At 45.7% G+C, this 23,559-nt stretch carries 19 protein-coding genes and 2 pseudogenes; 7 read left to right on the forward strand and 14 right to left on the reverse strand.

From position 1 onward, the window contains the following. Nucleotides 1-124 precede the first annotated feature (124 nt). Nucleotides 125-343 (forward strand): annotated as a pseudogene (locus tag RIG27_RS03285) (RNA-guided endonuclease InsQ/TnpB family protein); the annotation flags it as partial. On the opposite strand, the gene RIG27_RS03290 reads toward RIG27_RS03285, so the two are convergent. After that, nucleotides 251-517, reverse strand: a complete 267-nt coding sequence (locus RIG27_RS03290) for a hypothetical protein (RefSeq protein WP_446342404.1) — start codon at nucleotides 515-517, stop codon at nucleotides 251-253. The pseudogene RIG27_RS03285 and the gene RIG27_RS03290 overlap by 93 nt on opposite strands. 188 nt (nucleotides 518-705) lie before the next feature. Here RIG27_RS03290 and RIG27_RS03295 point away from each other — a divergent pair, with 188 nt between their 5' ends. Beyond that, nucleotides 706-2,769 carry a hypothetical protein gene (locus RIG27_RS03295; RefSeq protein WP_446342406.1) on the forward strand — a complete coding sequence of 688 codons (2,064 nt, stop codon included), beginning with the start codon at nucleotides 706-708 and terminating at the stop codon, nucleotides 2,767-2,769. Nucleotides 2,770-2,932: 163 nt separating this feature from the next. On the opposite strand, the gene RIG27_RS03300 is transcribed toward RIG27_RS03295, so the two are convergent. Together RIG27_RS03300 and RIG27_RS03305 are read right to left on the reverse strand one after the other, a co-directional pair. Continuing rightward, the gene (locus tag RIG27_RS03300) at nucleotides 2,933-3,250 is read right to left on the reverse strand and encodes a Txe/YoeB family addiction module toxin (RefSeq protein ID WP_446342408.1); all 318 of its coding nucleotides are present in this window, start codon (nucleotides 3,248-3,250) and stop codon (nucleotides 2,933-2,935) included. After that, the gene (locus RIG27_RS03305; protein WP_446342410.1) at nucleotides 3,222-3,527 is read right to left on the reverse strand and encodes a type II toxin-antitoxin system Phd/YefM family antitoxin; all 306 of its coding nucleotides are present in this window, start codon (nucleotides 3,525-3,527) and stop codon (nucleotides 3,222-3,224) included. The genes RIG27_RS03300 and RIG27_RS03305 overlap by 29 nt, the downstream gene beginning before the upstream one ends. Before the next feature lie 92 nt (nucleotides 3,528-3,619). On the opposite strand from RIG27_RS03305, the gene RIG27_RS03310 reads away from it, so the two are divergent. Beyond that, nucleotides 3,620-5,590, forward strand: coding sequence for a protein kinase domain-containing protein (locus tag RIG27_RS03310; protein WP_446342436.1), 1,971 nt, complete (start codon nucleotides 3,620-3,622; stop codon nucleotides 5,588-5,590). A 1,006-nt stretch (nucleotides 5,591-6,596) separates the two neighbouring features. Here RIG27_RS03310 and nuoK read toward each other — a convergent pair. From nuoK to nuoH, 4 genes are all read right to left on the reverse strand, one after another. Next, nucleotides 6,597-6,908, reverse strand: a complete 312-nt coding sequence (nuoK, locus tag RIG27_RS03315; RefSeq protein ID WP_446342412.1) for an NADH-quinone oxidoreductase subunit NuoK — start codon at nucleotides 6,906-6,908, stop codon at nucleotides 6,597-6,599. 246 nt (nucleotides 6,909-7,154) lie between these two features. After that, nucleotides 7,155-7,781, reverse strand: coding sequence for an NADH-quinone oxidoreductase subunit J (locus tag RIG27_RS03320; protein ID WP_446342414.1), 627 nt, complete (start codon nucleotides 7,779-7,781; stop codon nucleotides 7,155-7,157). Nucleotides 7,782-7,854: 73 nt separating this feature from the next. After that, the gene (gene ndhI, locus RIG27_RS03325; protein WP_446342416.1) at nucleotides 7,855-8,469 is read right to left on the reverse strand and encodes an NAD(P)H-quinone oxidoreductase subunit I; all 615 of its coding nucleotides are present in this window, start codon (nucleotides 8,467-8,469) and stop codon (nucleotides 7,855-7,857) included. A gap of 86 nt (nucleotides 8,470-8,555) precedes the next feature. Beyond that, complete coding sequence (gene nuoH, locus RIG27_RS03330) at nucleotides 8,556-9,674, reverse strand: NADH-quinone oxidoreductase subunit NuoH (RefSeq protein WP_446342438.1); 1,119 nt, start codon at nucleotides 9,672-9,674, stop codon at nucleotides 8,556-8,558. 455 nt (nucleotides 9,675-10,129) lie between these two features. Between nuoH and RIG27_RS03335 the strand changes: the two are divergent. The 3 genes and pseudogenes from RIG27_RS03335 to RIG27_RS03345 all read left to right on the forward strand — a co-directional run. After that, nucleotides 10,130-10,297 (forward strand): annotated as a pseudogene (locus RIG27_RS03335) (Uma2 family endonuclease); the annotation flags it as partial. A 196-nt stretch (nucleotides 10,298-10,493) separates the two neighbouring features. Further along, nucleotides 10,494-11,330 carry a hypothetical protein gene (locus RIG27_RS03340; protein ID WP_446342418.1) on the forward strand — a complete coding sequence of 279 codons (837 nt, stop codon included), beginning with the start codon at nucleotides 10,494-10,496 and terminating at the stop codon, nucleotides 11,328-11,330. A gap of 6 nt (nucleotides 11,331-11,336) precedes the next feature. After that, on the forward strand, nucleotides 11,337-11,657 hold the full coding sequence (locus RIG27_RS03345) for a hypothetical protein (protein ID WP_044210357.1): 321 nt from the start codon (nucleotides 11,337-11,339) through the stop codon (nucleotides 11,655-11,657). Between the two features lie 56 nt (nucleotides 11,658-11,713). Here RIG27_RS03345 and RIG27_RS03350 read toward each other — a convergent pair whose 3' ends face one another. From RIG27_RS03350 to RIG27_RS03365, 4 genes are all read right to left on the reverse strand, one after another. Further along, nucleotides 11,714-12,871, reverse strand: coding sequence for a citrate synthase (locus tag RIG27_RS03350; RefSeq protein WP_446342420.1), 1,158 nt, complete (start codon nucleotides 12,869-12,871; stop codon nucleotides 11,714-11,716). Nucleotides 12,872-13,079: 208 nt separating this feature from the next. After that, entirely contained in the window at nucleotides 13,080-13,583 is a 504-nt protein-coding gene (sixA, locus tag RIG27_RS03355; RefSeq protein ID WP_446342422.1) for a phosphohistidine phosphatase SixA, read from the reverse strand. Between the two features lie 32 nt (nucleotides 13,584-13,615). Next, nucleotides 13,616-14,887: a DHH family phosphoesterase gene (locus tag RIG27_RS03360; RefSeq protein ID WP_446342424.1), complete on the reverse strand. Its 1,272-nt coding sequence runs from the start codon at nucleotides 14,885-14,887 to the stop codon at nucleotides 13,616-13,618. Nucleotides 14,888-15,020: 133 nt separating this feature from the next. Beyond that, nucleotides 15,021-15,518 carry an HNH endonuclease gene (locus tag RIG27_RS03365; RefSeq protein WP_446342426.1) on the reverse strand — a complete coding sequence of 166 codons (498 nt, stop codon included), beginning with the start codon at nucleotides 15,516-15,518 and terminating at the stop codon, nucleotides 15,021-15,023. Nucleotides 15,519-15,588: 70 nt separating this feature from the next. Here RIG27_RS03365 and RIG27_RS03370 point away from each other — a divergent pair, with 70 nt between their 5' ends. Continuing rightward, nucleotides 15,589-15,711: a hypothetical protein gene (locus tag RIG27_RS03370; RefSeq protein WP_446342428.1), complete on the forward strand. Its 123-nt coding sequence runs from the start codon at nucleotides 15,589-15,591 to the stop codon at nucleotides 15,709-15,711. Between the two features lie 49 nt (nucleotides 15,712-15,760). On the opposite strand, the gene RIG27_RS03375 is transcribed toward RIG27_RS03370, so the two are convergent. The 3 genes from RIG27_RS03375 to RIG27_RS03385 form a co-directional block, all read right to left on the reverse strand. Then, entirely contained in the window at nucleotides 15,761-17,281 is a 1,521-nt protein-coding gene (locus RIG27_RS03375; protein ID WP_446342430.1) for an adenylate/guanylate cyclase domain-containing protein, read from the reverse strand. 193 nt (nucleotides 17,282-17,474) lie between these two features. Next, nucleotides 17,475-18,539 (reverse strand): diguanylate cyclase domain-containing protein, encoded by a 1,065-nt coding sequence (locus tag RIG27_RS03380; RefSeq protein ID WP_446342432.1) that lies wholly within the window; start codon nucleotides 18,537-18,539, stop codon nucleotides 17,475-17,477. A gap of 101 nt (nucleotides 18,540-18,640) precedes the next feature. Further along, entirely contained in the window at nucleotides 18,641-23,155 is a 4,515-nt protein-coding gene (locus tag RIG27_RS03385) for a PAS domain S-box protein (RefSeq protein WP_446342434.1), read from the reverse strand. Between the last annotated feature and the right edge of the window lie 404 nt (nucleotides 23,156-23,559).

The following is a 23,559-nucleotide window of genomic DNA, read 5'->3' on the forward strand; positions in this document are numbered from 1 at the left end:
TATTGCGTTGATTTACTCCAAAACTAAAAAAGTTGCGAGACGCACGCATACATAACCGATAAGTTATACAACTCTATCCCAGTTTTATACTACACTAGCAATGTAGAGCGAAAGTCTTACGCCAAGTGGCAAGACTTTCAAATGTGGGCATTGTGGCTGGCATGGAGATGCCGACTTTAATGGAGCCAATAATATTGCACTTGTGGGGCTGTCTATAAACCAGCCTGGAGGCACGGGGTTATCGTGCAAGTTAAACAGAACGGAGAGATTCGTTCAGCTTAACTTGTTTGATAGCTTCAGGGCTACTGAAAACCCAGACCTCCGCGTGAGCAGGTCTGGGTAGTTTATAAAGCATAATTTCTACCTGACGGGGACTCGATAAATTAATCATGTCATAGACATCATATTTAGCATCCTCATCGGCGACAAGTTCTACCCAATCCTGTCCTCGCCCTTGATCCTCTAAAAATCGCTTAATTTCAGCATTTGAGGGAAAAACAGTAGTTGTTGCTCCCATAAAGCTGACTGGATCAGAGTTTTAGTCCATTAAGATGTACTTTAGCTATAAGCCAAGAACTTGAGAATACTGTTGGCGGGTATCTTTTGTCCCTTTTCTACAGAGTTCTCCAGGAACAACTATAATCCAAAATTCGAGCGATGATAGATAATTAAGATAATCAGGGACAACTAGCCACCAGGACAGCCATGACCCAACGCCACTGGCTCGATATTACCGAATATGTTTGTATCGGGGGTTCATTTTTGGGAACCGCGATCGCAGCCGCGACTCAGCAAGTTATCTACGCCGCTACCCCCTTAACCTTTACTCTGGGGGTAAATGTCCTGAATCGCCAACGTCTGCATCAACTCAACCGCCAGCACCAGGATACTGCGATCGCGCAGGTGTATCAAAATCTAGAACCGATTCACGAGCAATTCTCTCAACTGGATATCCAGACTCAGGAGCGTATCGATCACCTCAAGGATATTAACGCTCAACAGTATAAGGCGACGATCGCGAAAATTCATCAGCTAATCGAACCCCTGAATCAACAACTGATTCAACTGGATAGCCGCAGCCAAGATCAACTGGAACAATTCAATAGCGCGAATCAGCAACAACACGCGGAAATTATCGCCCACATCTATCAACTCATCCATCCTCTGCAGCTGCATCTGACTCAACTCGACGAGACAACCCAACAGCGCGATCGCCAAACCCAAACCCAACTGGATCAATTACACGCATTACAACATCTGCAAGCCGAAGGAATTCTGGCTTATATTAACCCCCTCATCGACACCCTCAACCAGGAACTAATTCGCCTGGATAGCCAAACTCAACAGCGATTTGCTGAATTTAACGCCGCCAACCAGCAACAGCATGATGCGATTATTGCCGAAGTTCAGCAACAGCTTGAGCCCCTGAAAACTCAACTCGACACGTTAACGCCACAGGTTACTAATCAAGGATTACAGCTTGGACAACTAAAAGACGCGATCGCGAAATGGTATGACTACCTTGAACCCCTGAACCAGCAAGTCTCTCACCTGGAAACCAACGCGCAACAGGTAAATTGCCAGCGACACCAACAGATTGAACAACTTAAGGAGACAATTGTTCAACTTCAGACGACACTCTATAAACTGCAAGATATTAAAGACAAAAATCGATTATCCTCACCGCCCCAAAACGCCCCAGAAACACCAGAACCCTCATATCTTTCCCTGGCAATGTTAAGACATGAACTCGACGCTGGACTTCAGGGAGTGGGCAAAAATATTCATCAGATTAGTAATTCCCTGCAAGATGTATGGACGGGACTAACCACACTGGAAACTCGCACCGAGTCTGGTTTAATTGCTCAACACTGGCATTGTGTACAAACCTTAACTACTCATTCGGGTAAGGTTAATGCAGTGGCGATTAGTCCCCAGGGAGAGATTTTTGCCAGTGGAAGTGATGACCAAACCCTTCGACTCTGGCAATTAAAAACGGGTCAGGAGATGGGGATTCTGGCTAAAAATTTTGCCTGGTTTAATGGCGTAAAATCAATTGCGTTTAGCCCCGATGGGAAATGGCTTGCCTGTGGTAATAACGATTATACGATTAAAGTGTGGGCGTTAGACAGGGGAAAGGCACTCCATACCCTCATGGGACATTCGAGTTCAGTTAAATCCATTGGCTTTAGTCGAGATGGGCAACGTTTAATTAGTGGAAGTGATGATCGAACAATTAAACTGTGGAATCTGGAAATTGGCAAAGAAGTTCCTTTATCAATTCAGCATTCCGATTGGCTAGGGCGAGTTAACGCCGTGGCGATTAGTCCCAAGGGTCAGATTCTTGTCAGTGGGAGTGAGGATAAGACGATTAAGGTTTGGGATTTAACCACAGGTCAATTGATAATGACGTTGAGTGGGCATAAAGCGGCGGTTAAGTCACTGGTATTTAGTCCTGATGGTAAAATGATTGCCAGTGGCAGTTCGGATCAAATGATTAAGCTTTGGTATTTGGGAACGGGTAAAGAAATGAGTACCTTGTCGGGGAATTTTGGTTCGGTTAATTCACTGGCTATGAGTCGAGATGGGAAGGTTCTGGTGAGTGGGAGTTCGGATGAGACGGTTCGGCTTTGGCAGTTAAGTACAGGAAAAATTATTGATATTCTGAAAGGGCATAACAGTGCGGTGTATTCTGTGGCGATCAGTCCGGATCGCAAGACTGTGGTGAGTGGGAGTTCGGATAAGACGATTATAATTTGGCGGTGTTAATGATGGGGGTATTGGGATTATATTTTAACGCTCCAGGGACGCGGAGGGAAGCGCAGAGTAACGCAGAGGAATTGGAGGTGGAGGTGTTTGAAGTGAAATGTTATGAAATTGGAGAAATAATCGGAAATGATATAGCAGGATAGCAGGTGAGTTGAGCGATTAGTTATTCATAATGATACCTACACCCTAAAAAATCAATCTGAAGATTTTCAACTCGATAGACAAGTCGATGCTCTAGGTCAATGCGCCGTGACCATATATTTGCTTCCATATACTTCAAAGGTTCAGGTTTACCAATTCCAGCAAAAGGATCTTGCATGACAGCCGTAACTAAATCCAATATTTTTGAGGCTTTCTGAAAATCGTGCTTAAACCACCAGGCTAAATCTTCTTTGAATTGAGAGCTAAAACCAGGAATTCGAGTAACGACTACTGGTTTACTCTGTTCAGATTCAGATTTCTTTTTCTTTTTCTTGCTCAATCCCTAACTCCTGCTCAAGTTCTTCAATCGTTTGAGGTTTAATTTTTCCGGCTTTAGACTCCTCTATAGCATCCAATAACCGACGAGCATTGGCAGGTGATCTAAATAGATAAACAGTTTCAACTAAACTGGTTAAATCAGACTCTGAAATCAAAGCAACATTTTCACCATCACGGCGGTTTATGATATAGATCTGATGATTTTGTACTACCTGTTCTAATAACTGAAAAAAGCCATTTCGTGCCTCTGTTGGGGATGTGATTTCGTAGGGAAGCATAAGCTGATGTACATAGTTATGTTCATTTATTATAAGCAATGCGCCCTGATCAAGCCAAAATAGAGACGAATACCTCTATATTCCTCTGGCTGATGAGCTATTGTCTCAATCCTCACTGCGATCGCCCCCAAAACCCGGATGGGATGCGGTTTTGCCAACGTTGTGGTTCTAAGCTGTTGCTGCGAGAACGTTACCGCAGTCTGGGATTGATTGGACAAGGGGGGTTTGGCAAAACGTTTTTAGCGGTGGATGAGGATAAACCCTCGAAACCCCAATGCGTGATTAAGCAGTTTTTTCCTCTCTACCAGGGGACAAGCGATGTCCGGAAAGCCACAGAATTATTTGAACGAGAAGCCGTGCGCCTGGATGAGTTAGGGAAACATTCCCAGATTCCGGAATTGCTGGCTCATTTTACCCAGGATAATCGCCAATATTTAGTCCAAGAATTTATTGATGGGCAAAATTTAGCCCAAATCCTGGCAAAGGAAGGGGTATTTAACGAACAGCAGATTCGGGAGATGTTGCGAGATTTGCTCTCGATACTTGAGTTTATTCACTCGCGTTCTGTGATTCATCGAGATATTAAGCCAGAAAATATTATTCGTCGTCGGCATATTTATACTGGGGATACAGCGGAAACTGAAGCAGGAGTGATCAAGGGTAATTTAGTTTTAGTTGATTTTGGTGCGGCTAAACATGCCATTGGTACAGTAAAAACGGGAACGACTGTGGGGACACCGGACTATATCGCTCCAGAACAAGCTAAAGGAAAAGCCATTTTTGCCAGCGATTTGTATAGTTTGGGTGTCAGTTGTATTCATTTACTCACCCAGGTAGTTCCTGAACAATTGTTTGATACGGGTGAAGATATATGGATATGGCGGCGTTGCTTAAAAACTAATTCGATTAGTGATGAATTAGCCTATATTTTAGATAAACTCCTGAAACGAGCCACCAATCACCGTTATCAATCCGTCGCTGAAGTTCTGCGGGATTTAAATCAACTCCCCTCGATTTCGCTAGCTCAACTCCCCACACCATCGCTATCGCCCCAATCAATTGCCCTGTCAGCACTTCAGGGAACAGGAAATCAAAGCGCGATCGCACGGACTCCGGCACATCCTCTCATCCTCCAGCCCCCCTCTCATCCACCCTTAACCAATTGGCAAGTTGTGCAAACTCTCGATGGACATTGGGGTTCGGTAGAAGCGGTAGCCATTAGTCCCGATGGTTTAATTCTTGCCAGCGGTAGTGCAGACGCCACGGCGATGTTATGGCAGTTACCAGAAGGGCGAGAGTATCATACTCTAAATGGTCATCTTGAACGAGTGTGTGCTGTCGCATTCACGCCTGATAGCCAATATCTAGCCACAGGAAGTTATGACCAAAGGATCAAACTTTGGCAGGTAGAAAATGGACAAATTATTTTAACCCTAACTGGTCATAAAAAATGGATTAGTTCCCTCGCCATTAGTCCCGATGGGCAGATATTAGCCAGTGGTAGCAATGATGGCACGATTAAGTTATGGCATATCCAACAGGGTAGGGAATTACAAACGCTTACAGGACATACCTCCTATATTAATGGAATTGCCATCAGTCCCGATGGAGAAAATATTGCCAGTGTTAGTGGGGATGGAACGGTGAAATTATGGCATAAGAGTACAGGGGTAGAACAGTATAGTTTTGGTCATAGCCAGTTACGTTTCGGCTTTTTCTATTCCGTCGCTTTTAGTCCCGATGGGCAACTTTTGGCTACAGGAAAAAGCGATGGCACAATTACATTATGGCAGGTAGGGGAAAGACGGGAACTCGGTACTCTCAGGGGTCATACTCAACGAGTACGGACATTAGCATTTAGTCCCGATGGATACACCTTAGCCAGTGGTAGTATGGATAAAACGATTAAGATTTGGCAACTGTATGATAGGCAAACCCTTGCTACCTTGAATGGGCATACTTGGGAAGTGTATGCTGTTGCCTTTAGCCCAGATGGTGAGACACTTGTGAGTGGCGGTATGGATAAAACGATTAAAATCTGGCGTTGTGAGAAAGGTAGTTAAACCAGGGGAGGATGATGGGCGATTTTAGGGGATATCTCAGAAATCGGTGTCAAGAGTGTTATTTATCGGAGGCGAAGCACCCCAACCTTCACCAAACTCTTATGTTATCTAGGTTTGAGGGCAGTTTTCAGCGGTTCATCTACACACCTCGCCCAATCGCTCAAACTCTATATTTTTCGTTGAGGTGTGTCGATGGCTTACACAGAGAGGGTTTGAGGCGTGTGTTTAAAGCAATTTTTGGCAAGATATGTTATAGTTTCGACAGGTGTGTAGATTTGACGCCTGAAACCTTTACTGGGCAAGGGCTGCCAGACGAACTCCCTACCGACTGGGTTAAATCGGATTAGTTGGAAACAAAAAGCTCTCTGAATCGACTTCCTGCGCACTCACCCCCTACCGACTGGGTTAAATCGGATTAGTTGGAAACAACAACGGCTTCTGAACGAAATAAAACTCGCGCCGCCCCCTACCGACTTTTCCAGGCTATGGGAGTCAGCGCCATTTAGCTCTTAAGTCCAATGGCACGCTCCTTGAGGCTGGTGGGCATTGCCCACCCTACTAGCTTGGTAAGCTTAAAACGGTGGTCAACTATTTTCTCAAACCCTTATGAGGGTAGCGGTCCAGAAAAATTTTACCCACAACTTTAAGCTTGCCAGCCTACTACGCCCTACTTTTTTCGGATCAGCTCTAAATTTAATTGGGGTTTACTGCACAACCCGGAAACCCTGAGCCATCAAGAGTTAGAGGAGGTTTAAAGCCGACTATAAGTGCAATCCACCCCTCCTGGATGGCTGAAAAGCTTGCACTTATAGCGAGACGAAAATCACTACTGTTTCCCTCATCACCCCCTCACCCTCTCACCCCATCTCCCCCTCACGCCATCTCCCCAATACTTATTCAGCAACCCCTAATTTCTTCTCCCCCGGCTTCCCCGGATTGAACCCGTTTTAACGGGTTTCAGCTTTGAGCCAGAACTTTAGTTTTAGGCTAAACTTCAGGCTAAAGCTTACCACTTGAGCAAATTAAACTGCTCCATATCAATCGTGTCGCGATTGCGATAAATCGAAAGCACAATTGCTAACCCAACCGCCGCTTCAGCCGCCGCTACCGTAATTACAAACACGGTAAAAACCTGACCTTTAATTCCCACAGGGTCAATAAAATTAGAAAACCCCATTAAATTCAAATTGACCGCATTTAACAGCAGTTCAATTGACATTAATACGCGCACAGCATTGCGGCTGGTAATCAAGCCATAGATACCAAGGCAAAACAAAGCGGCCGCTAGCAGTAAAAAATATTGAAGTTGGAGTTCCATGAATTAACGTTTAATGTTTGATGTTTGACAGTTGGGCGGTTTTTGTTGATTCAGTTATCGGTAACAAAGTTCATTAAAAGCATAACCCTTTCCTTACCGACAGTTGGGCGGGTTTTGTTGATCACTTATCGGTAACCCAGTTGGGCGGGTTTTGTTGATCACTTATCAGTCACAAAGTCTATTGAAAGGCTAAACCCGCCCCTACACCCGCCCCTACACTCGCCCCTATTCCCGCCCCAATAGGTTTTATCGGGTGCTTTTTTGAGACTCTCCGCCGACAGACGCCAACTGACGCTGGCGTTCTGGCAAGGTAGAAAACTCGGTTTCTGATGTATCGCGAGGCACTAAACTCTCTGGAATAAAATCGCGACGTGCCAAAATAATCGCTCCCACCATCGCCATCAATAACAGTACCGAGGCGAGTTCAAATGGCAGTAAAAAGTCACTGAAGAAATGCTTACCAATCTCCACCACTGATTCTTCACCGAGAACCGCCGTACCTGAATAGATAGACCAAGGTGTCGCTAATATCATCGTCCCCAGCAAGGCAAATAATCCCAGGCAAACCAGAGCGGTTACACCTTGACGAATCCAACTATTTGCAATAGGTTTAAAATCTTCTCGCTTGTTCACCAACATAATGGCAAACAAAATTAGTACATTCACTGCACCCACATAAACCAAGATTTGCGCGGCGGCGACAAAATCAGCATTGAGCAACAGGTAAAACCCCGCCATACTAATGAAGACACCACCGAGTAAAAATGCCGAATAAACGATGTTATTGAGTAGGACAACGCCTAAGGCTGACCCAATCATCATCACCGACAAAATTGCAAATGAAACAAACTGAACCCCTTGGGCTAGATCCACTGTACCTTCACTCCTTGCACTCTAGTTAAAATGACAGATTAATCCCACGGAAAAAGACTCCGTGGGATCAGCGTTAAGCATTCTTCGCTGTTTCTTCTTCTTTAGTCGGTTCCATTTGCTCGACAATTTCTTCCGGACGCAAACCAGCACGTCGAGAACCTGGCGGTAAATCGTGGGGATCTGTGACTCCTTTGGGTAGGTAAGCCAACTCCCGTAACGGTGTGACCATCGGGTCTTGAGTCACCTTGTACGGCAGGCGTCCCATCGCCACATTATCATAGTTGAGTTCGTGGCGATCGTAGGTAGACATTTCATACTCTTCTGTCGCCGACAGACAGTTGGTGGGACAGTATTCAATGCAGTTCGCGCAGAAAATACAAACCCCGAAGTCAATACTATAGTGCTTGAGATTCTTTTTCTTACTGGCTCTATCGAATTCGTAGTCTACCACTGGCAGATTAATCGGGCAAACTCGCACACAGACTTCGCAAGAAATACACTTGTCAAATTCAAAGTGAATCCGACCCCGATACCGTTCAGAGGGAATCAGTTTTTCATAAGGATACTGCACGGTAACAGGACGGCGCTGCATGTGGTCGAAGGTTACGGATAAACCTTGACCAATATAACGGGCAGCTTGAGCTGTTTCTTTGGCGTAATCGCCAACTTGTTTGAGGAACTTGAGCATAATTTGTTATTCGTCATTCGTCATTCGTCATTTGTCTTTGGTCATTGGTCATTTGTTTTTAAGCATGACCAATGAATAATCAACAATCAACCCCCGAACGCAACGGGAAAGGTGAGTTTCAGAGCGGCTGTTAACAGCAGATTCACTAATCCAATCGGTAAAAGGAACTTCCAGCCTAAATTTAGGAGTTGGTCAATCCGTACACGGGGAACTGTCCAGCGCAGCAGAACCGCAATAAAGAGGAGAAAGTAAGCTTTGAGTAAGGTCATGGTAATTCCCAGAGAAGCGGTAATTACCTGTAACCAGGAACTGGTTTCACTTACACCTAACCAAGTGGCTAATCGGTCAAGGGGAATCGGGAATTCCCAGCCGCCTAAGTACAGCACCGCTACTAATATGGCAGAAAGGATTAGGTTAACGTAAGAGCCGATATAAAACAAACCAAATTTCATGCCAGCATATTCGGTTTGATAGCCAGCAACCAATTCCTCCTCGGCTTCGGGTAGGTCAAAGGGAAGTCGCTCACATTCGGCTAATGCAGCAATCCAAAAAATCAAAAAGCCAACGGGTTGACGCCAAATATTCCAGCCTAAGATGCCATACCCGGATTGCTGTTCCACAATATCGATGGTACTTAAGCTATTGGACATCATCACCACGGCTAATACTGCCAGCGCCAGGGGAATTTCGTAACTAATCGACTGGGCAGCTGCTCTTAACCCCCCAAGTAGGGAATACTTGTTATTGGAGGCATAGCCTGACATCAGCAAACCAATGGGCTGAATACTCGACAGGGCAATCCAGAGAAATATCCCCAGTCCTACGTTAGTAATAATCAGGTTCTGTCCAAAGGGGACAATCAGGTACGACAAAAAGACGGGGATGACGACGAGTATGGGTCCGAGAGTAAATAGCCATCGATCTGCTTTGGCAGGGACGATATCTTCCTTAAACACCAACTTGAGACCATCGGCGACGGCTTGCAGAACACCCAGAGGTCCAGCATATTCCGGACCAATCCGCTGTTGAGCCGCAGCAGAAATTTTTCGTTCCAGCCAGACTATGACAAGGACACCCACGGTGGCACCGATAATCATCAGGAACATCGGCAGGGGCATCCACATCGCCTTGGCTGCACCACTGGGGATGCCAAAATCTTTAAGCGATTCAATAAAACTTCCTTGAAGGTCAATTCCTGCGTTCATCTTGGCAGCTACGTGATATTTACTGAGGTAATTTGACACTTACCGTATCAAATTATGCTATCGGTTTGATTTGTGAAGTTTTTTTGACAGCCTCACTGCCTAGTATATCGTTCGAGGTGATCCCCTTAGCCAAGACAAGCGAGAATTTAAGTTGATTGCAGCGAATAGGCGATGACAATTAAATTAGATCCTTACTGAACCCCGATCGCGAAGCAACGATGGTACAATCCCCCAGCGAAATGGAAACCCTATCTCTTGAACTGCCCCGTGCGATCGCACTGTACGTCAGCCCCGAACAATTTGAGGCGATCGCTCTGGCGAATCAGACAGCCTGAGCAAACTCCAAGCCAAAATGCGAGAATACAGCGCTTCGCGCTCTTATGGAGTACAGTATTAGCCCGCTATCCCTCAAACTGCTAGATTGATGTTGTACCTCATCGCAGAGGAAAGTGCTGTATATGGACAATGGGGCGAGATTGGGGTGGTTAATTGACCCGCAGAACCGACTGGTAGAAATTTATCAACCAGGAGTGGATGTTGAGGTGTTAGACAATCCCACTGAGTTGTCGGCTGAGGATGTACTCCCTGGATTTGTTCTCCATCTCAGGCGAGTATGGCGGTGACAACAGGCAACTTTTATGCGATCGCCTTCTATGGTCTTCATGATTATTTTTGATGATTGTTACTTCTGCCACTGCTTCTAGACGTAGCTAGCTCAGTCTCTATAGTCTTCCCCTTGCTGAATCAGAGCAAACAAGGCATCTTGGAAGAATATATAGAAAATATTAAGTTTTCAGCGTTTTACATCAAAAGGTGGTTATGACCCAAACCAATCTTCTGGAATTAGCGAAACAGGGTAATGATGCAGCGATTCTCTCGGTGATGAATTATGTGCTACAAGATCGCAATATTACTGCCCAAGCCGCACTGAAAGGGAATTGTCTGTTGGTACTCCTGAAAGCGGTTCAAGTCCCTGACCAAAAATTATCGGTGATGATTGTCCGCAAACTAATGACCCACTTACGAGTCCCATCGATCGCCTCTGTGCAAATGTATGGTAAACAGGTTGGACAACCCGCCCCCTCTTGGATGGAAGTCATCGATTTGCGGGATGAACTCGAACCCTTGAAACCCAAAACTAATGTTTTCAAGGTATTGGCTCAATGGGGGGCAAAACCCCTGATGCTCCTAGCATTGATTCCTTTAGGGGCGATCAGTATTTATGCTTATTTATCACTGCCCCTCGGAAAATCGATTATACCTGTACAAGCCGAGTCAATATCCTTCAGTGTCAAGGAAATAGAACAGCCTACGATAGAACCTTTAGATAACTCCTCTGATCACTCTGTTTCCACTTCAGTCGATCAACCTCAATCCGGTATTTCATCCTCACCGAGTTCGCCTTCGCCCACGCTATCTTCTCAACCTAAACCATTTCAGAACGCTGTGAATCAAGCCATGCGTGCAGCGACACTGACTCAATCGGCGCAAACCCCAGAAGAATGGGACATCGTGGTGAGTCATTGGCAAGACGCGATCGCACTCATGGATGCTGTACCTCCTTCCCATCCTCAACATAGCCTTGCCCAGCAAAAGGTTGTCGAGTATCAGGAGAATCTCAACTATGCTCAGAAAAATACAGCGATGGATCAATAGTGAATTATGGTTAATTTCGGTTTTAACTCTGCATCACTTTTAGGACTTCTGGATATATTTTTATCTATAGCCTACTTAGCTCTGTCTATTGCTCTACCCATCGCGAGGAGAAGAGATATCGGGGTTACGGGAATAGTTCTTTATATCATTCAAGCAATCATTGCCCCTTTCATTTTGTTTGTGACGGGTTTTATTCTCCTTTTCCAAGGATGGCGACTTGACCCTATATTGCAGTTTAGCTATGTTTTATTGAATTTCCTGGTTATTTATCTGGGAGTGAAAGATATCATCCTCTTCCGTTTACTGTCTCCACCAAATCATCGCTAGTAACGACTGATCGCTCCTCCTTTCACTTGAGTTTTTGGGAGAAGCGATCACCTGTTTTACACTAAGGGAATTTGCGATGTCCGTTCCTGGATAGGAACATAAGCGACGTTGTGATCGCCAGTATAAATTTGGGTGGGTCGGAAAATCCGGTTTTCTCCGAGCTGTTCCTTCCAGTGCGCCAGCCAACCGGCTACCCGTGCGATCGCGAATATCGGGGTAAACAAGTCGGTGGGAATACCCAGTTTCCGATAAACCAAACCGGAATAGAAATCTACATTCGCGTAAATGCCTTTATATCCCAGTTTTTCCTCAACCGCCTGTTCTAACTCCAAGGCAATTTCGTAGTATTTATCGGAACCAAACTTATCAAACAATTGTTCGGCTAAATTCTGAAGAATCGTTGCTCGCGGATCTTTCACCTTATAGACGCGGTGACCAAATCCCATGATTTTTGCCTTGCGCTGTAAACAATCCTCTAGATAAGGACGCACATTTTCCACCGAACCAATTTCTTCGAGCATCGAAATCACTTCTTCATTCGCCCCCCCATGCAAAGGACCAGCGAGGGTACCGACGGCGGATGCGATTACCGCATAGGGGTCAGTTAACGTCGAAGCCGTCACCATGGCTGAGAACGTAGACGCATTCATCGTATGTTCCGCATGGAGGGTTAAGCAAACATCAAAGACGTGAGCCTCTAGGGGATCAGGTTCTTGCTCGGTGAGCATATACAGGAAATTAGCCGAATAGTCTAAATTATCGTTCGGCTTTACCGGGTTATTCCCCTTCCGCATCAGCTTAAATGCTGCCACCATTGTCGGGATTTTCGCCAACAGGCGGACAACGGCTTCCCGGATATAACTAGGAGCGGGGAGAGCGCGTTTTGAGTAAAAAAGACCCAATGCTGCTGCAGAGGCTTGCAGTGCATCCATCGGATGTCCGGTTTCCGGGAAACATTTCATCATGTCCTGAATCCGATATTTAATCCGTCGATGATAACGAATTTCCGTTTCAAACGCTTTTAGCTCCTCCTTGGTTGGTAGCTCACCCCAAATGAGCAGATAGGCGGTTTCTAGGAACGTGCTTTTTGTAGCGAGTTCTTCAATCCGAATACCGCGATACTCTAATATTCCCTTTTTGCCATCAACATAGCTGATACTGGATTGGGCAGCGGGAATGCCTTCTAAACCTGGTTTATACTCGCAGACAGTCATAGATTCGTGCTTTTAACCTCTACAATATGGGTTGTTTAGTTGCCCGTTGACATCCTCCCCCGGCTAAAGAGCGCGGGAGCCTCCACCATCGCTTGCCCGGTGAAGGGCGCTTCCGTTTCCGGAGTAGAGACATTTGAAGTGTTCTCAGGCTAACTTACCAGAAACTGGAAGATTAGTAGTGTGTGTTACAAAAATTCTTAAGGATCGCTTAGATTAGCCATTTTGGAGAGGTTAGCAAAAATAGCTCACTTTGCCCCAGGGGAACTCCTGTTTCTTTCAGGTTTAACCCAATAACGCCCGCTTTCTTGAGGACGAGTTTTTCTTGTGCTTCTCCCCAGACTAGCAGTTCTGCCCAATTGCCTAAATCCGGTTGATGACCCACTAACGCCAAACAGCCTGTACCGTTTCGATTTTGACGCCATTCCTGTAGCCAGTTAACCCAGGTATGGATATCCTCATCAGGCGCAAGGCTGGGAAATTCGTTGAGTTGCTCACCTAAACCTACGTCTTGGAGAATCGCGGCGGTTTCTAGCGCTCGGACTAATGGACTGGTTAATATTTGGTCAAACTGCAAACCGCGATCGCGCAGTTGCTTGGCGACTTTGGTGGTTCTCTTGCGTCCTTTGCTGGTTAGGGGACGATCTTCATCGTTGGCATAGTCTTCGCGATCGGCAGCGATACCATGACGGATCAGGTAAAGTTTTATTGTCATCCGTTTTTTATTTTTTCCTGAAAATTAAGATTTTAATCGGCGTGAATCACATTATCTTTGGGATTAACTAAGCGCCACAGTTTTTGCTTGATTTGAATATCGAAAACTTCCCATTTAAGCTTGGTGTATTCGGTATTGTCATTAAAGCCACCTAAGAAGCCAATGGGGATTTCAAAGCCACCAGCGGTCATGCGCCCGCCACCAAAGAATCGTCCCTGATTGTCTTGACCAAAGGCTTCTTTAATAAATTCGTCGGGATCAAGGGTGATTTTACTGGTTCTCAAGGAACCAATCACGACTTCGACTTCTTCGTCTTCGTTGTGAACAATCCCGTATACGACAGCCGTATGGACATTTTCTTCAGTGACCAAAAAGTCAGCGGCTTGGGGAATTGCATCCCGGTCATCGTACCGTAAATAGCCTACCCCCGCCATCGAGAAATTATTCTGGACAATGCGATTTTTCAGCGATCGCTCAATCACATCCATGACTCGTCGCGATCGCGCGGTTTGCAGGACAGCATTGAGTAACTGTACGTCATAGAAACGACTCAAATACGCCGCCGCTAGGAAATCTTCTTCCGTCGCCCGCATCAAGCGATCGGTATCAACACGTAGACCGTGCATTAGTGCTGTAGCACACTTAACATGGGTACTAATGCTACTATCCAGCTTGAGTAACCCAGTTTGTAGGTATTGGCTGAGGATCGTAGCCGTTGCCCTTGTCTGAGGGCGTAAATCGGTAAATTCTGCCTCCAGATTATCCTGAGGGTTGTGATGGTCAATCAGGACGACAATGGGGACACCCGCTTGTTTGACAAAGGGCATTAATTGGGTTGTGGTTCCCTGATTATCCACCAGAACACAACCTTGATACACGGAGAAATCCCGATCCTTCAATGTCTGAATTCCCCAGCGCTTAGCGGGTAAGTTGGTCAACTTGACCAAGGCAATGTTTTCCTGATGAGACAAAGTTCCGGCATATACAATGTCACATTGAATATTGTATTGTTGGGCAATTAACTGGTAAGCCCAAGCACTCGATAGAGCATCAGGATCAGGGAAATCTTGAATGACAATAAGCTGGCGTTCTGAACTGTGACGATCTAAAACCTGTTGCAGTTCTCCTATTTTGGCTTGGGATGCATCAAAACGCTGCCGAGGTTCACGGGTATTGTTACTGCTGTTCTTGGGATTTTTTGGGGACGTTTTCTGTTGGTGTGAAGCCGCCGCACTCCCATCCGAAGGTGATGCTTTAGGGGGTAGAGCGTTATTATTAACAGATTTAAGTGAGTTGGATTCCATCGTGGGCAAGGTATTCAGCCGTCATAGTTTTACACCAATTGCCCCTGGGATAGTGGCTGGTGATTGCATGGGTATTGAAACCCACTCTTATACCTTATAACCCAATATCTGAAAATCAATTTTTTCAGGGTTCTTAAACACCAATCACATACTTTCGCCATTCCTGATGGACTCCACCTTTGACCTGTTTAGCCACCTCAAAGTGCAAACTGCTATAGGGTCTGCGGGGTTGATGTCGCAATATCATGTTAGCTTCCTTGGGCGTTCGGTTGCCTTTTTTTACATTACACCGTACACAGGCGGTGACAATGTTTTCCCAAGAATCTCCCCCGTGTCGAGAACGCGGAAGCACATGATCGAGGGTTAAATCATCTCCCGTGTATCCGCAGTATTGACAAGAATGACTATCACGATAGAGGATATTGCGGCGGGTTAAGGGAATTTCTTTGTAAGGAACCCGAACATAATGGCGCAAGCGAATAACTGTGGGAAGCGGTAACTCTGGATAGACATATTTACCATTGTGTTCAATCTGTTCCGCTTTGCCTTTGAGCATCAAAACAACCGCTCGTCGCCAATTGGTGACATTGAGCGGTTCGTAGGAGGCGTTTAACACCAGAACCTTGCTCATTAGGAGATCGAAATAAAGTGAATATTATTCCAGATATTAGCACAGGTTGATGGGGCTGGGTCATATTTTCATGATCACTTATCAAAGCGAAACATCAGTGCGATCGCGGATTTGTCATTCTCCAACGCCAAAAATTTTCCGCCTAGCTGACGGGTTCAGTCTAAGATTTAAGGTAGATGTATCCTATATCTAGTGTTTTCAGTTTTGATTTGAATCATTTCAACACTAAATACAGAATCGGTCTACTGAATTTTTTTACCCCGCAGCCAATAGGTTGTCATTTCTCCCTTACCTTTAATCTGAATCACACCGCGTTCCTCAAACTCGTATTCATCCTTGAGCAATCCATAAGTCGCCTGTGTTACCTGAATCTGACCGGGTAAGCCATGAGACTCCATGCGGCTAGCCGTATTCACAGTGTCACCCCACAAATCGTAGCTAAACTTTTTAATGCCAATCACACCCGCGACAACAGGACCACTATTGATACCAATCCTGAGGCGAAAATTTTCTCCGGTTTCGTGATTAAATTCATCAATGGCTCGCTGCATCTCTAACGCCATCTGCGCGATCGCCTGAGCATGATCCAGACGCCGCCGAGGGAGTCCCGCCGCCACCATATACGCATCGCCAATCGTTTTAATTTTTTCCACGCCATGTTCCTCGACGAGTCGGTCAAATTTGGAGAAAATCTGGTTCAGCAGTTCGACTAGTTGAGTCGGTGAGGTTTGCGTGGAAAACTTGGTAAAATTTACCAGATCGGCAAACATAATCGTCACCCCTTTAAAACTCTCCGCGATCGTGCGTTGACCCCGCTTCAACATCTCTGCTACGGGTTGAGGTAAGATATTCAATAGCAGGAGTTCGGAACGTTTGCGGGCACGAGTGAGGGCAACTTCAGCTTGTTTTTGTTCGGTAATATCAGATACCGTTCCTTCGTAGTAGAGGAGTTTACCCGCTTCATCTTTAACCGTATCGATATTTTCCACAATCCAAATAATGCTGCCATCTTTCCGATAAACCTGAGACTGAAAGTCGGATAAGGTATCGTAGCGCTGAATTAAAGCAGCTAACTCTTCCTGGCGTGTGGGTTCAACATAAAGTTGTTCTCCAATATTCCTCGCCTGTTCCATGAGGTCTTCGGGGGAGGTATAGCCTAAAATTTTAGCTAGGGCTGGATTCGCAGTGATATAGCGTCCCTCAGGGGTGGCTTGGAAAATGCCCTCGGTGGCTCGTTCAAAGATACTGCGATATTTCTCTTCCGCTTGACGCAGGGATGCTTCTGCCCGTTGTCGTTCTTGTATTTCGGCTTGGAGTTGCAGATTTTGCTCCTCTAGCCGCTTTTGCAGGTTCCGGAGTGCCAGATGGGTTGTTACTCTAGCTTTGACTTCTTCCTGCTGTACGGGTTTGGTGATGAAATCTACCGCTCCTAGATTCAATCCTTTAACCTTATCCACCGCATCAGACAGCGCACTGAGAAACAGCACCGGGATATCCCGTGTGGCTGGATTCGCTTTCAGGCGACGACAGGTTTCAAAGCCATCAATCCCTGGCATCATCACATCCAGTAAGATGAGATCGGGTTTGGCATACTCGACTTTTTGCAGAGCGCTTTGCCCATCCTGCGCCACCAAAACTCTGAAGCCAGAATCAGTTAAAAAGTCAAAGAGGACACCGAGATTATGAGGAGTATCATCGACAATAACGATGACGCCTTGATTAGAATGTTCATCATTCATCGGGGCTGACGTAGTTTGGTTCATAGTTTATCGTTCATCGTTCATGATTCATTCCCTGATGAAGTGCCATAAACGGTAAACAATAGATAATAAGCCTGGGATGGAAGATACACCAACTTCAAAATCAAGCCAGAGTAGATATACGGGTATTGTTGCCAATCTCCTCTGCTTCCCCAGCTCCCCCAGCTCCCTCTGCTCCCTCTGCTTCCCCAGCCAATCACTGGGGTGAGGAGCGAGAGGGTGAAGGTATAGAGCATACACTCTGAGAGTGAGGATCGTCCAGTGGCAGAAAAACTGCGCGATCGCGCCCCGTTTCTTTTGCCTGATACAATGCTTGATCCGCCGCCGCTATTAGCGCTTCCGGAGAGGTTTGATGACAAGGAACAGTGCTAGATACCCCCACACTTAAGGTGACAGAATCTTTTATCGGCGATCGCGGATGCGTCAAACCCAACAGAGTCAGCTTCGACTGAATAAATTTGGCAACTTGTAACGCGCCTTGGGCTGGAGTATTCGGTAGAATCACCGCAAATTCTTCTCCACCATAGCGGGCGACTAAATCGGCGGGACGCTTCACCACCTGTTTCATCGCTTGCGCCACCTTATACAAACATTCATCTCCAGCTTGATGCCCCTTGGTATCATTGTAGAGTTTAAAATAGTCTACATCACATAAAAGTAACGACAATACCCATTGTTCTCGTCGGGAAATCCGCCACACTTGGTTAAAATATTCATCAAATCGATGCCGATTCGCTACCTGAGTTAAACTATCTAACGTGGCTAAACGCTTCAGTTGAGCATTCGCTTTTTGCAGTTTTGCCTCAGCCTCCTGACGCTGCTGAATCTCCTGTTGGAGTTGCTGATTTTGGGTTTGCAGATTTTGGCGTAGCTTTTGAATCGTCAGATGGGTGTTCACTCGCGCCAACACGATTTCCTGTTGGGTGGGCTTAATAATATAATCAACCGCGCCTAATTCAAATCCTTTGATAATAACCGCCGTTTGAGACAGGGCGGTGAGAAAAATTACTGGGATATCTTGGGTATCCGGATTAGCTTTCAGACGCCGACAGGTTTCAAACCCATCAATTCCCGGCATAATTACATCCAGCAAAATGATATCGGGATGCTCAACTTCAGCTTTTTTAATCGCACTGTCACCATCCCTTGCCACGATAACCTGAAATCCTGCCTCACTCACAAAATCTAACAGCACTTCTGAGTTGGTGAGATTATCATCAACAATGAGAATTGTCTCTTGATCAGATGCTTCAACCGTCATTAGTCATTAGTCCTTTGTCATTTATCATTAGTCCTTGTTCTTCATTCATTCACAACTCAACACTCAATATTTAATCCTCAATCTTAACACTATTAATTACTTTAATCCGGCATATATTTTTTCACAAACTCCAGAATTTGTTTTTCTTGAAACCCGTTAGCTAAAAGGCGTATTTTTTGGGCAAATGGAATCCATCGAGGCTCGAATTTTTCAAGTTTATCGGCTTGCTTAATAATCCCTTTAATATCACCCATCATGGCTAATTCATAAAGAACATTCATTTCTTTTTGGGGCGGTGCAATAATCCTTGAATGAGTAATCGAAACCTCGGCATTTTGATCAGGTAGTCTTTCTGAAGGGTAAGCACTATTAGGGGCTTTGTCTGATTCATAAATCCACTCTAAATTGAGATGCTTTTGCAAAGTAGCAAAGAGAGTTTTGGCTTGTATAGGTTGTCCAATAAAATCATTACAACCTGCGGCGATAGATTGCTGTTGTTTTTCTCCAAAAACGCTGGCTGAAATCGCCAACACAACGGTATCCCGTAACGATAGAATTTCTCGTATCCGTCGAGTCGCTTCTAATCCATCGAGTTTTGGCATCATCAAATCCATTAAAATTGCGTCAGGGTGTTCTTGTTGCGCTTGCTGGAGACAGTCTTCACCATTTATCGCTTCAAGTACCTCAAATCCTAAGGGTAACAATAAATTGACTAAAATCGAACGATTTTGCCATTGATCATCAGCAATCAATATTTTGCGCGGATAACCGCTAAACCCAATAATAATTCGGTCTTCCACCACATCCATTGCTTGATCAGGAGAGACGGCAGGTAAATCTAAATCAACATAAAAGGTACTCCCTTGACCAACATGACTTTCGACATGAAGTTCACCGCCAAGGAGTTGAACTAATCGCTGACTAATCGCTAATCCTAATCCCGTTCCTTCCACCTGGCGATTCCGATCGCCAATTTGATGGAAGGGTAAAAAGATATTGGTTAATTGTTCAGCCGCAATGCCAATTCCGGTATCTTCAATTTGAAAGCGCATAGTGTTGGATGTTTCTGTCGCTGGTTCTTGGGCTGGAGTATAACCCACTTTAAATGTGATACTCCCCTGATCCGTAAATTTAATCGCATTTCCCAACAAATTAATTAGCACTTGTCGCAATCGTTTTTCATCACCCCGGACAATTTTAGGTAAAGGATAGACAGGTTGATAGTGAAAGGCAATGGCTTTTTCGTCCGCCCGAATACGAACCATTTCGATAATGCCTTCTAGAAAATGGGGGAACTGAAATTCGCTTAAACATAAGTCCATTTTCCGGGCTTCGATTTTAGACAGGTCTAAAATATCGTTGAGTAGGGTTAACAGATGTTCCCCACACTGTTGAATAATATTCAGTCCCTGCTGCTGCTTGGCGGTGGGATGAGGTTCGCGTTTGAGAACTTGAACATAACCTAAAATGCCGTTGAGGGGGGTGCGGAGTTCATGACTCATATTTGCCAAGAATTCGCTTTTAGCATGATTGGCGGTTTCGGCTTCTTGGCGGGCTTGTTCCAGGTGTAAATTCTTTTCGGCTAATTGTTGATTAATTCGGGTTTGTTCTTCTAACAGTTGACTCTGGGCGAGGGCAATTCCTACCTGATCCGCGAGTTGACTCAACAGTTCAATTTCAAACATTTCCCACTGTCGCGGACCACTACATTGATGGGCAATTAATAGACCCCAGAGGTTCTCTCGTTGTAGAATGGGAACGACTAAATTCGCTCTCACACCAAAGGGTTGTAAAAGTTCGATATGACAGGGTTCTAAGTCGGCTTGGTAGAGATCCTCGATCGCGCGAATGCGTCCTTGGCGGTATTGCTCCAGGTAGCCTTCCCGAAAACAGGGATCATAAATCTCCTGTCCTTGAATCGGTGTCCAACCAGGAACTACGGCTTCAGTCACGATTACACCTAATCCATCATCATTGAGTTGGTAGATCACCACCCGATCCACTTGCAAAATTCGGCGCACTTCTGTTACCGTTGTTTGCAGGATGGCATCGAGTTGTAAGGATTGGCGAATCTTCAGGGTAATTTCGGCAAAGAGTTGCCGTTGTAGGGTTTGACGCCGCAGTTCTGCTTCGGAATGCTTGCGTTCGGTGATATCTTCGGCAATCCCAGCGATACGGGTCATTTTACCTTTGTCGTTGAACACCCGAAACGTCCGCACCCAAACCCAGCGTTCACTCCCGTCGGGACGTAAAATGCGGTATTCTTGTTCAAAGTCTTGTTCCCCTTGCAGTTGTTTCCCTAACGCCTCAGCCACGCGATCGCGATCATAAGGATGAATATTATCTAACCAGGTCATCGGCTGGTCGTAAAGACTTTCGCGGGATCGTCCCCAAACTTCCTCGTAGGCGGGACTTAAATAAAACATACGGCTTAAATCGGGTGTGGTTAAAAAGAACACTTCCCGGATATTTTCCGCCAGTTGACGGAATTGTTCCTCTCTATCGAGTAACGCCGCTTCTGCTTGTTTGCGATCGCTAATATCCGTATGTGTCCCGACAATTCGCGTCACCTTACCCTTGTCATCCCGCAGAACCAATCCGCGCGATAAAAACCAAAGGGTTGAACCATTGGAGTGAACCATGCGAAACTCTAATTTCCATTGCGAGAGTTCACTAATGAAAAGTTGATCGATGCTGATTTTTACCATCGACTTATCCTCTGGATGAACCCGCGCCATCAACTCATCAAAGCTGGGGGTATCGCGGTTTTCAGGATAACCAATCAGATGCAGGAATTGGGGCGAATAATAGTAGGTCTTTGTTTTGAAATTAATATCAAACAGTCCGCTATCATTGGCTTGAATCGCTAGGGCAAACCGTTCCTCACTCTCCCGTAATGCCGTTTGCGTTTGCTGGCGTTGAGTAATATCCAATGCCATGGACGCAATACCGATAAGATTTCCTTGGCTATCAATTAGAGGCGTATTATACCATTCACAAATAATAGTTCTGCCATCTTTCGTGATATTCTGATTACAGGAACGAGCAACTTGTTTGTCATACCAAAGTTTCGCTTTAATTTGTTTAATTTGAGCTTGGGCAGCCGGAGGTACAATTAGAGTAGACGGATGACCTAAGGCTTCGTCTCGACGATAGCCAAAAATGGTTTCCGCCGCCGGATTCCAATCAACAATATGCCCATCAGTATTCCATTCAATCACCGCCAGGGGCGTTTGTTGAACCAATAGGGCGAAACGTTGATCATTTTTCCGCAACGCTTTCTCCATCTGCTTCTGTTCTACCACTTCGGCTAAGAGTTGGCGATTGGCGGCTTTCAAGGCGGCGGTTCGTTCCTGAAACTGTTGATCCAGATGTGCAACGATATAGCAAGACTGGGTGTCGCGATCGCACAATTCTTGATAAGCCGTAGCGCGATCGCTGACAATAGCAGCGACAATCAGGGCGGTTATAGCGAAGATGGCGATAAACACATCTTGGGAAACGATAACCCGATTAAACGACTCCAACCTCTCAGCCTGTTGCCAAAAGGCGATACTCGCGACTACACCAATACCCAATGCGGTAATTCGTTGACCCCATTGCAGGGCTGCCCCTAAAATAAACGGAAATAGCAAATACTTTAAGTCAATTTGAACGAAAGACTGATTTAACAAATTGCTTAACTGAGTGGCAAGTTGTTGATGAAATTGGACTCCGATTGGATTAGAACCCGTTAGGCTATCACCTGTTACACTAACCGAGGAATTAGCGGGAATCGAGAAAACACCAAACACCAACCCACTCACGATTGCCAATCCAATCAGCCAAACTCCAACTTGAATGATGAGTGCTGATCCTTCGCTTCGCTCTAGAACATGACTTGTAGGGGCGGGTTTCACTACCATTGTTTCTGACTTAACCCAGATAGAACTAAACCCGCCCTTACCCAAATTGTGAATGAACGGTATAACTCCCCTATCTTCCCCTGCTTCCCCTGCTCCCCCTGCTCCCCCTGCTTCCCCTGCTTCCCCTGCTTCCCCTGCTCCCCCTGCTCCCCCTGCTCCCCCTGCTCCCTCTGCTCCCTCATCCCCCAACTGCATCATCGAATCACCCTGAGTCAACAGTACAGGCGTAACCACTAAAAGTCCCATCGCATTACTCAACCACCACCGCAGCCAATCTCCTGCACCCCATTCCCCCGCCAAAACTTCACCCAACAGACGAATGGTGGGACTCACCAGGGAGGATAATAGAACCATACCCACCAGAAATTTGACCACATCCCGGCGACGATTTAACCCTGGATGCATCTCCCAGGATTGAACCAACGTCACACCCCACCAAGCTTGTATCGTACAGCCTAAACAGGATGCGATCGCAACCGTTCCCGGAATTCCCATAAATAGTGCCCTAGATAACTCAGCCAAAGCCACACCCAGCCACAGATTGCGCCCCAGTAACATCAAGGCGGCTTGACTTATTCCGGCGGGAATCCAGATCAAGGGGATAATATTTTGACGGCTAAAAATTTGGGCAGTCGCGATATAAATTAGCGTCAGGGCTAAGACATTGAAAAAATATCGTCCTAACGGAGAAAGATTCCAGGTTTTGTTCATCGGACTTTCTAACGTTTAAATTATCCAGGAGCAATGATTAATTGCGCTTTTAATAAACCATCAAGCGCTTATTTGAACGAGTTTAGGCGGGCAATCAAGGTAGCACCAATAATCGTGAAACAAGACCCCTATTTTCTTCATCCGTCAAGCGGGTACAATCTCAACTCTAAAATCGGATCACGATAGGGCGGCATCGGGAGATCTATGACCCTTAAAGTGTAACATTCTAGCTCAACACGAATTTCAATAAGGCAGCACAGGCGCTACCTGTAGGGGCACGGCAATGCCCATTGGTGTCAACTTAACCAGAAGAAGCCCAGATTTCTTTTGAGCGAGCGGCATTGTCTCGATGCCGCTTGCGCTCAGTTTTGACTAAACCTAAGAGCTTGTAATGATCAACCAAA

The sequence above is a fragment of the Coleofasciculus sp. F4-SAH-05 genome, from assembly GCF_040222985.1.
Classification (GTDB): domain Bacteria; phylum Cyanobacteriota; class Cyanobacteriia; order Cyanobacteriales; family Coleofasciculaceae; genus Coleofasciculus; species Coleofasciculus chthonoplastes.

What these genes read in the sequence shown, in the direction of transcription:
- RIG27_RS03290 (WP_446342404.1), bottom strand. Translation starts at nt 517, where the DNA reads ATGGGAGCAACAACTACTGTTTTTCCCTCAAATGCTGAAATTAAGCGA.
- RIG27_RS03295 (WP_446342406.1), top strand. Translation starts at nt 706, where the DNA reads ATGACCCAACGCCACTGGCTCGATATTACCGAATATGTTTGTATCGGG.
- RIG27_RS03305 (WP_446342410.1), bottom strand. Translation starts at nt 3,527, where the DNA reads ATGCTTCCCTACGAAATCACATCCCCAACAGAGGCACGAAATGGCTTT.
- RIG27_RS03310 (WP_446342436.1), top strand. Translation starts at nt 3,620, where the DNA reads ATGAGCTATTGTCTCAATCCTCACTGCGATCGCCCCCAAAACCCGGAT.
- nuoK (WP_446342412.1), bottom strand. Translation starts at nt 6,908, where the DNA reads ATGGAACTCCAACTTCAATATTTTTTACTGCTAGCGGCCGCTTTGTTT.
- ndhI (WP_446342416.1), bottom strand. Translation starts at nt 8,469, where the DNA reads ATGCTCAAGTTCCTCAAACAAGTTGGCGATTACGCCAAAGAAACAGCT.
- nuoH (WP_446342438.1), bottom strand. Translation starts at nt 9,674, where the DNA reads ATGAACGCAGGAATTGACCTTCAAGGAAGTTTTATTGAATCGCTTAAA.
- RIG27_RS03340 (WP_446342418.1), top strand. Translation starts at nt 10,494, where the DNA reads ATGACCCAAACCAATCTTCTGGAATTAGCGAAACAGGGTAATGATGCA.
- RIG27_RS03345 (WP_044210357.1), top strand. Translation starts at nt 11,337, where the DNA reads ATGGTTAATTTCGGTTTTAACTCTGCATCACTTTTAGGACTTCTGGAT.
- RIG27_RS03350 (WP_446342420.1), bottom strand. Translation starts at nt 12,871, where the DNA reads ATGACTGTCTGCGAGTATAAACCAGGTTTAGAAGGCATTCCCGCTGCC.
- sixA (WP_446342422.1), bottom strand. Translation starts at nt 13,583, where the DNA reads ATGACAATAAAACTTTACCTGATCCGTCATGGTATCGCTGCCGATCGC.
- RIG27_RS03360 (WP_446342424.1), bottom strand. Translation starts at nt 14,887, where the DNA reads ATGGAATCCAACTCACTTAAATCTGTTAATAATAACGCTCTACCCCCT.
- RIG27_RS03365 (WP_446342426.1), bottom strand. Translation starts at nt 15,518, where the DNA reads ATGAGCAAGGTTCTGGTGTTAAACGCCTCCTACGAACCGCTCAATGTC.
- RIG27_RS03370 (WP_446342428.1), top strand. Translation starts at nt 15,589, where the DNA reads ATGATCACTTATCAAAGCGAAACATCAGTGCGATCGCGGATTTGTCAT.
- RIG27_RS03375 (WP_446342430.1), bottom strand. Translation starts at nt 17,281, where the DNA reads ATGAACCAAACTACGTCAGCCCCGATGAATGATGAACATTCTAATCAA.
- RIG27_RS03380 (WP_446342432.1), bottom strand. Translation starts at nt 18,539, where the DNA reads ATGACGGTTGAAGCATCTGATCAAGAGACAATTCTCATTGTTGATGAT.
- RIG27_RS03385 (WP_446342434.1), bottom strand. Translation starts at nt 23,155, where the DNA reads ATGAACAAAACCTGGAATCTTTCTCCGTTAGGACGATATTTTTTCAAT.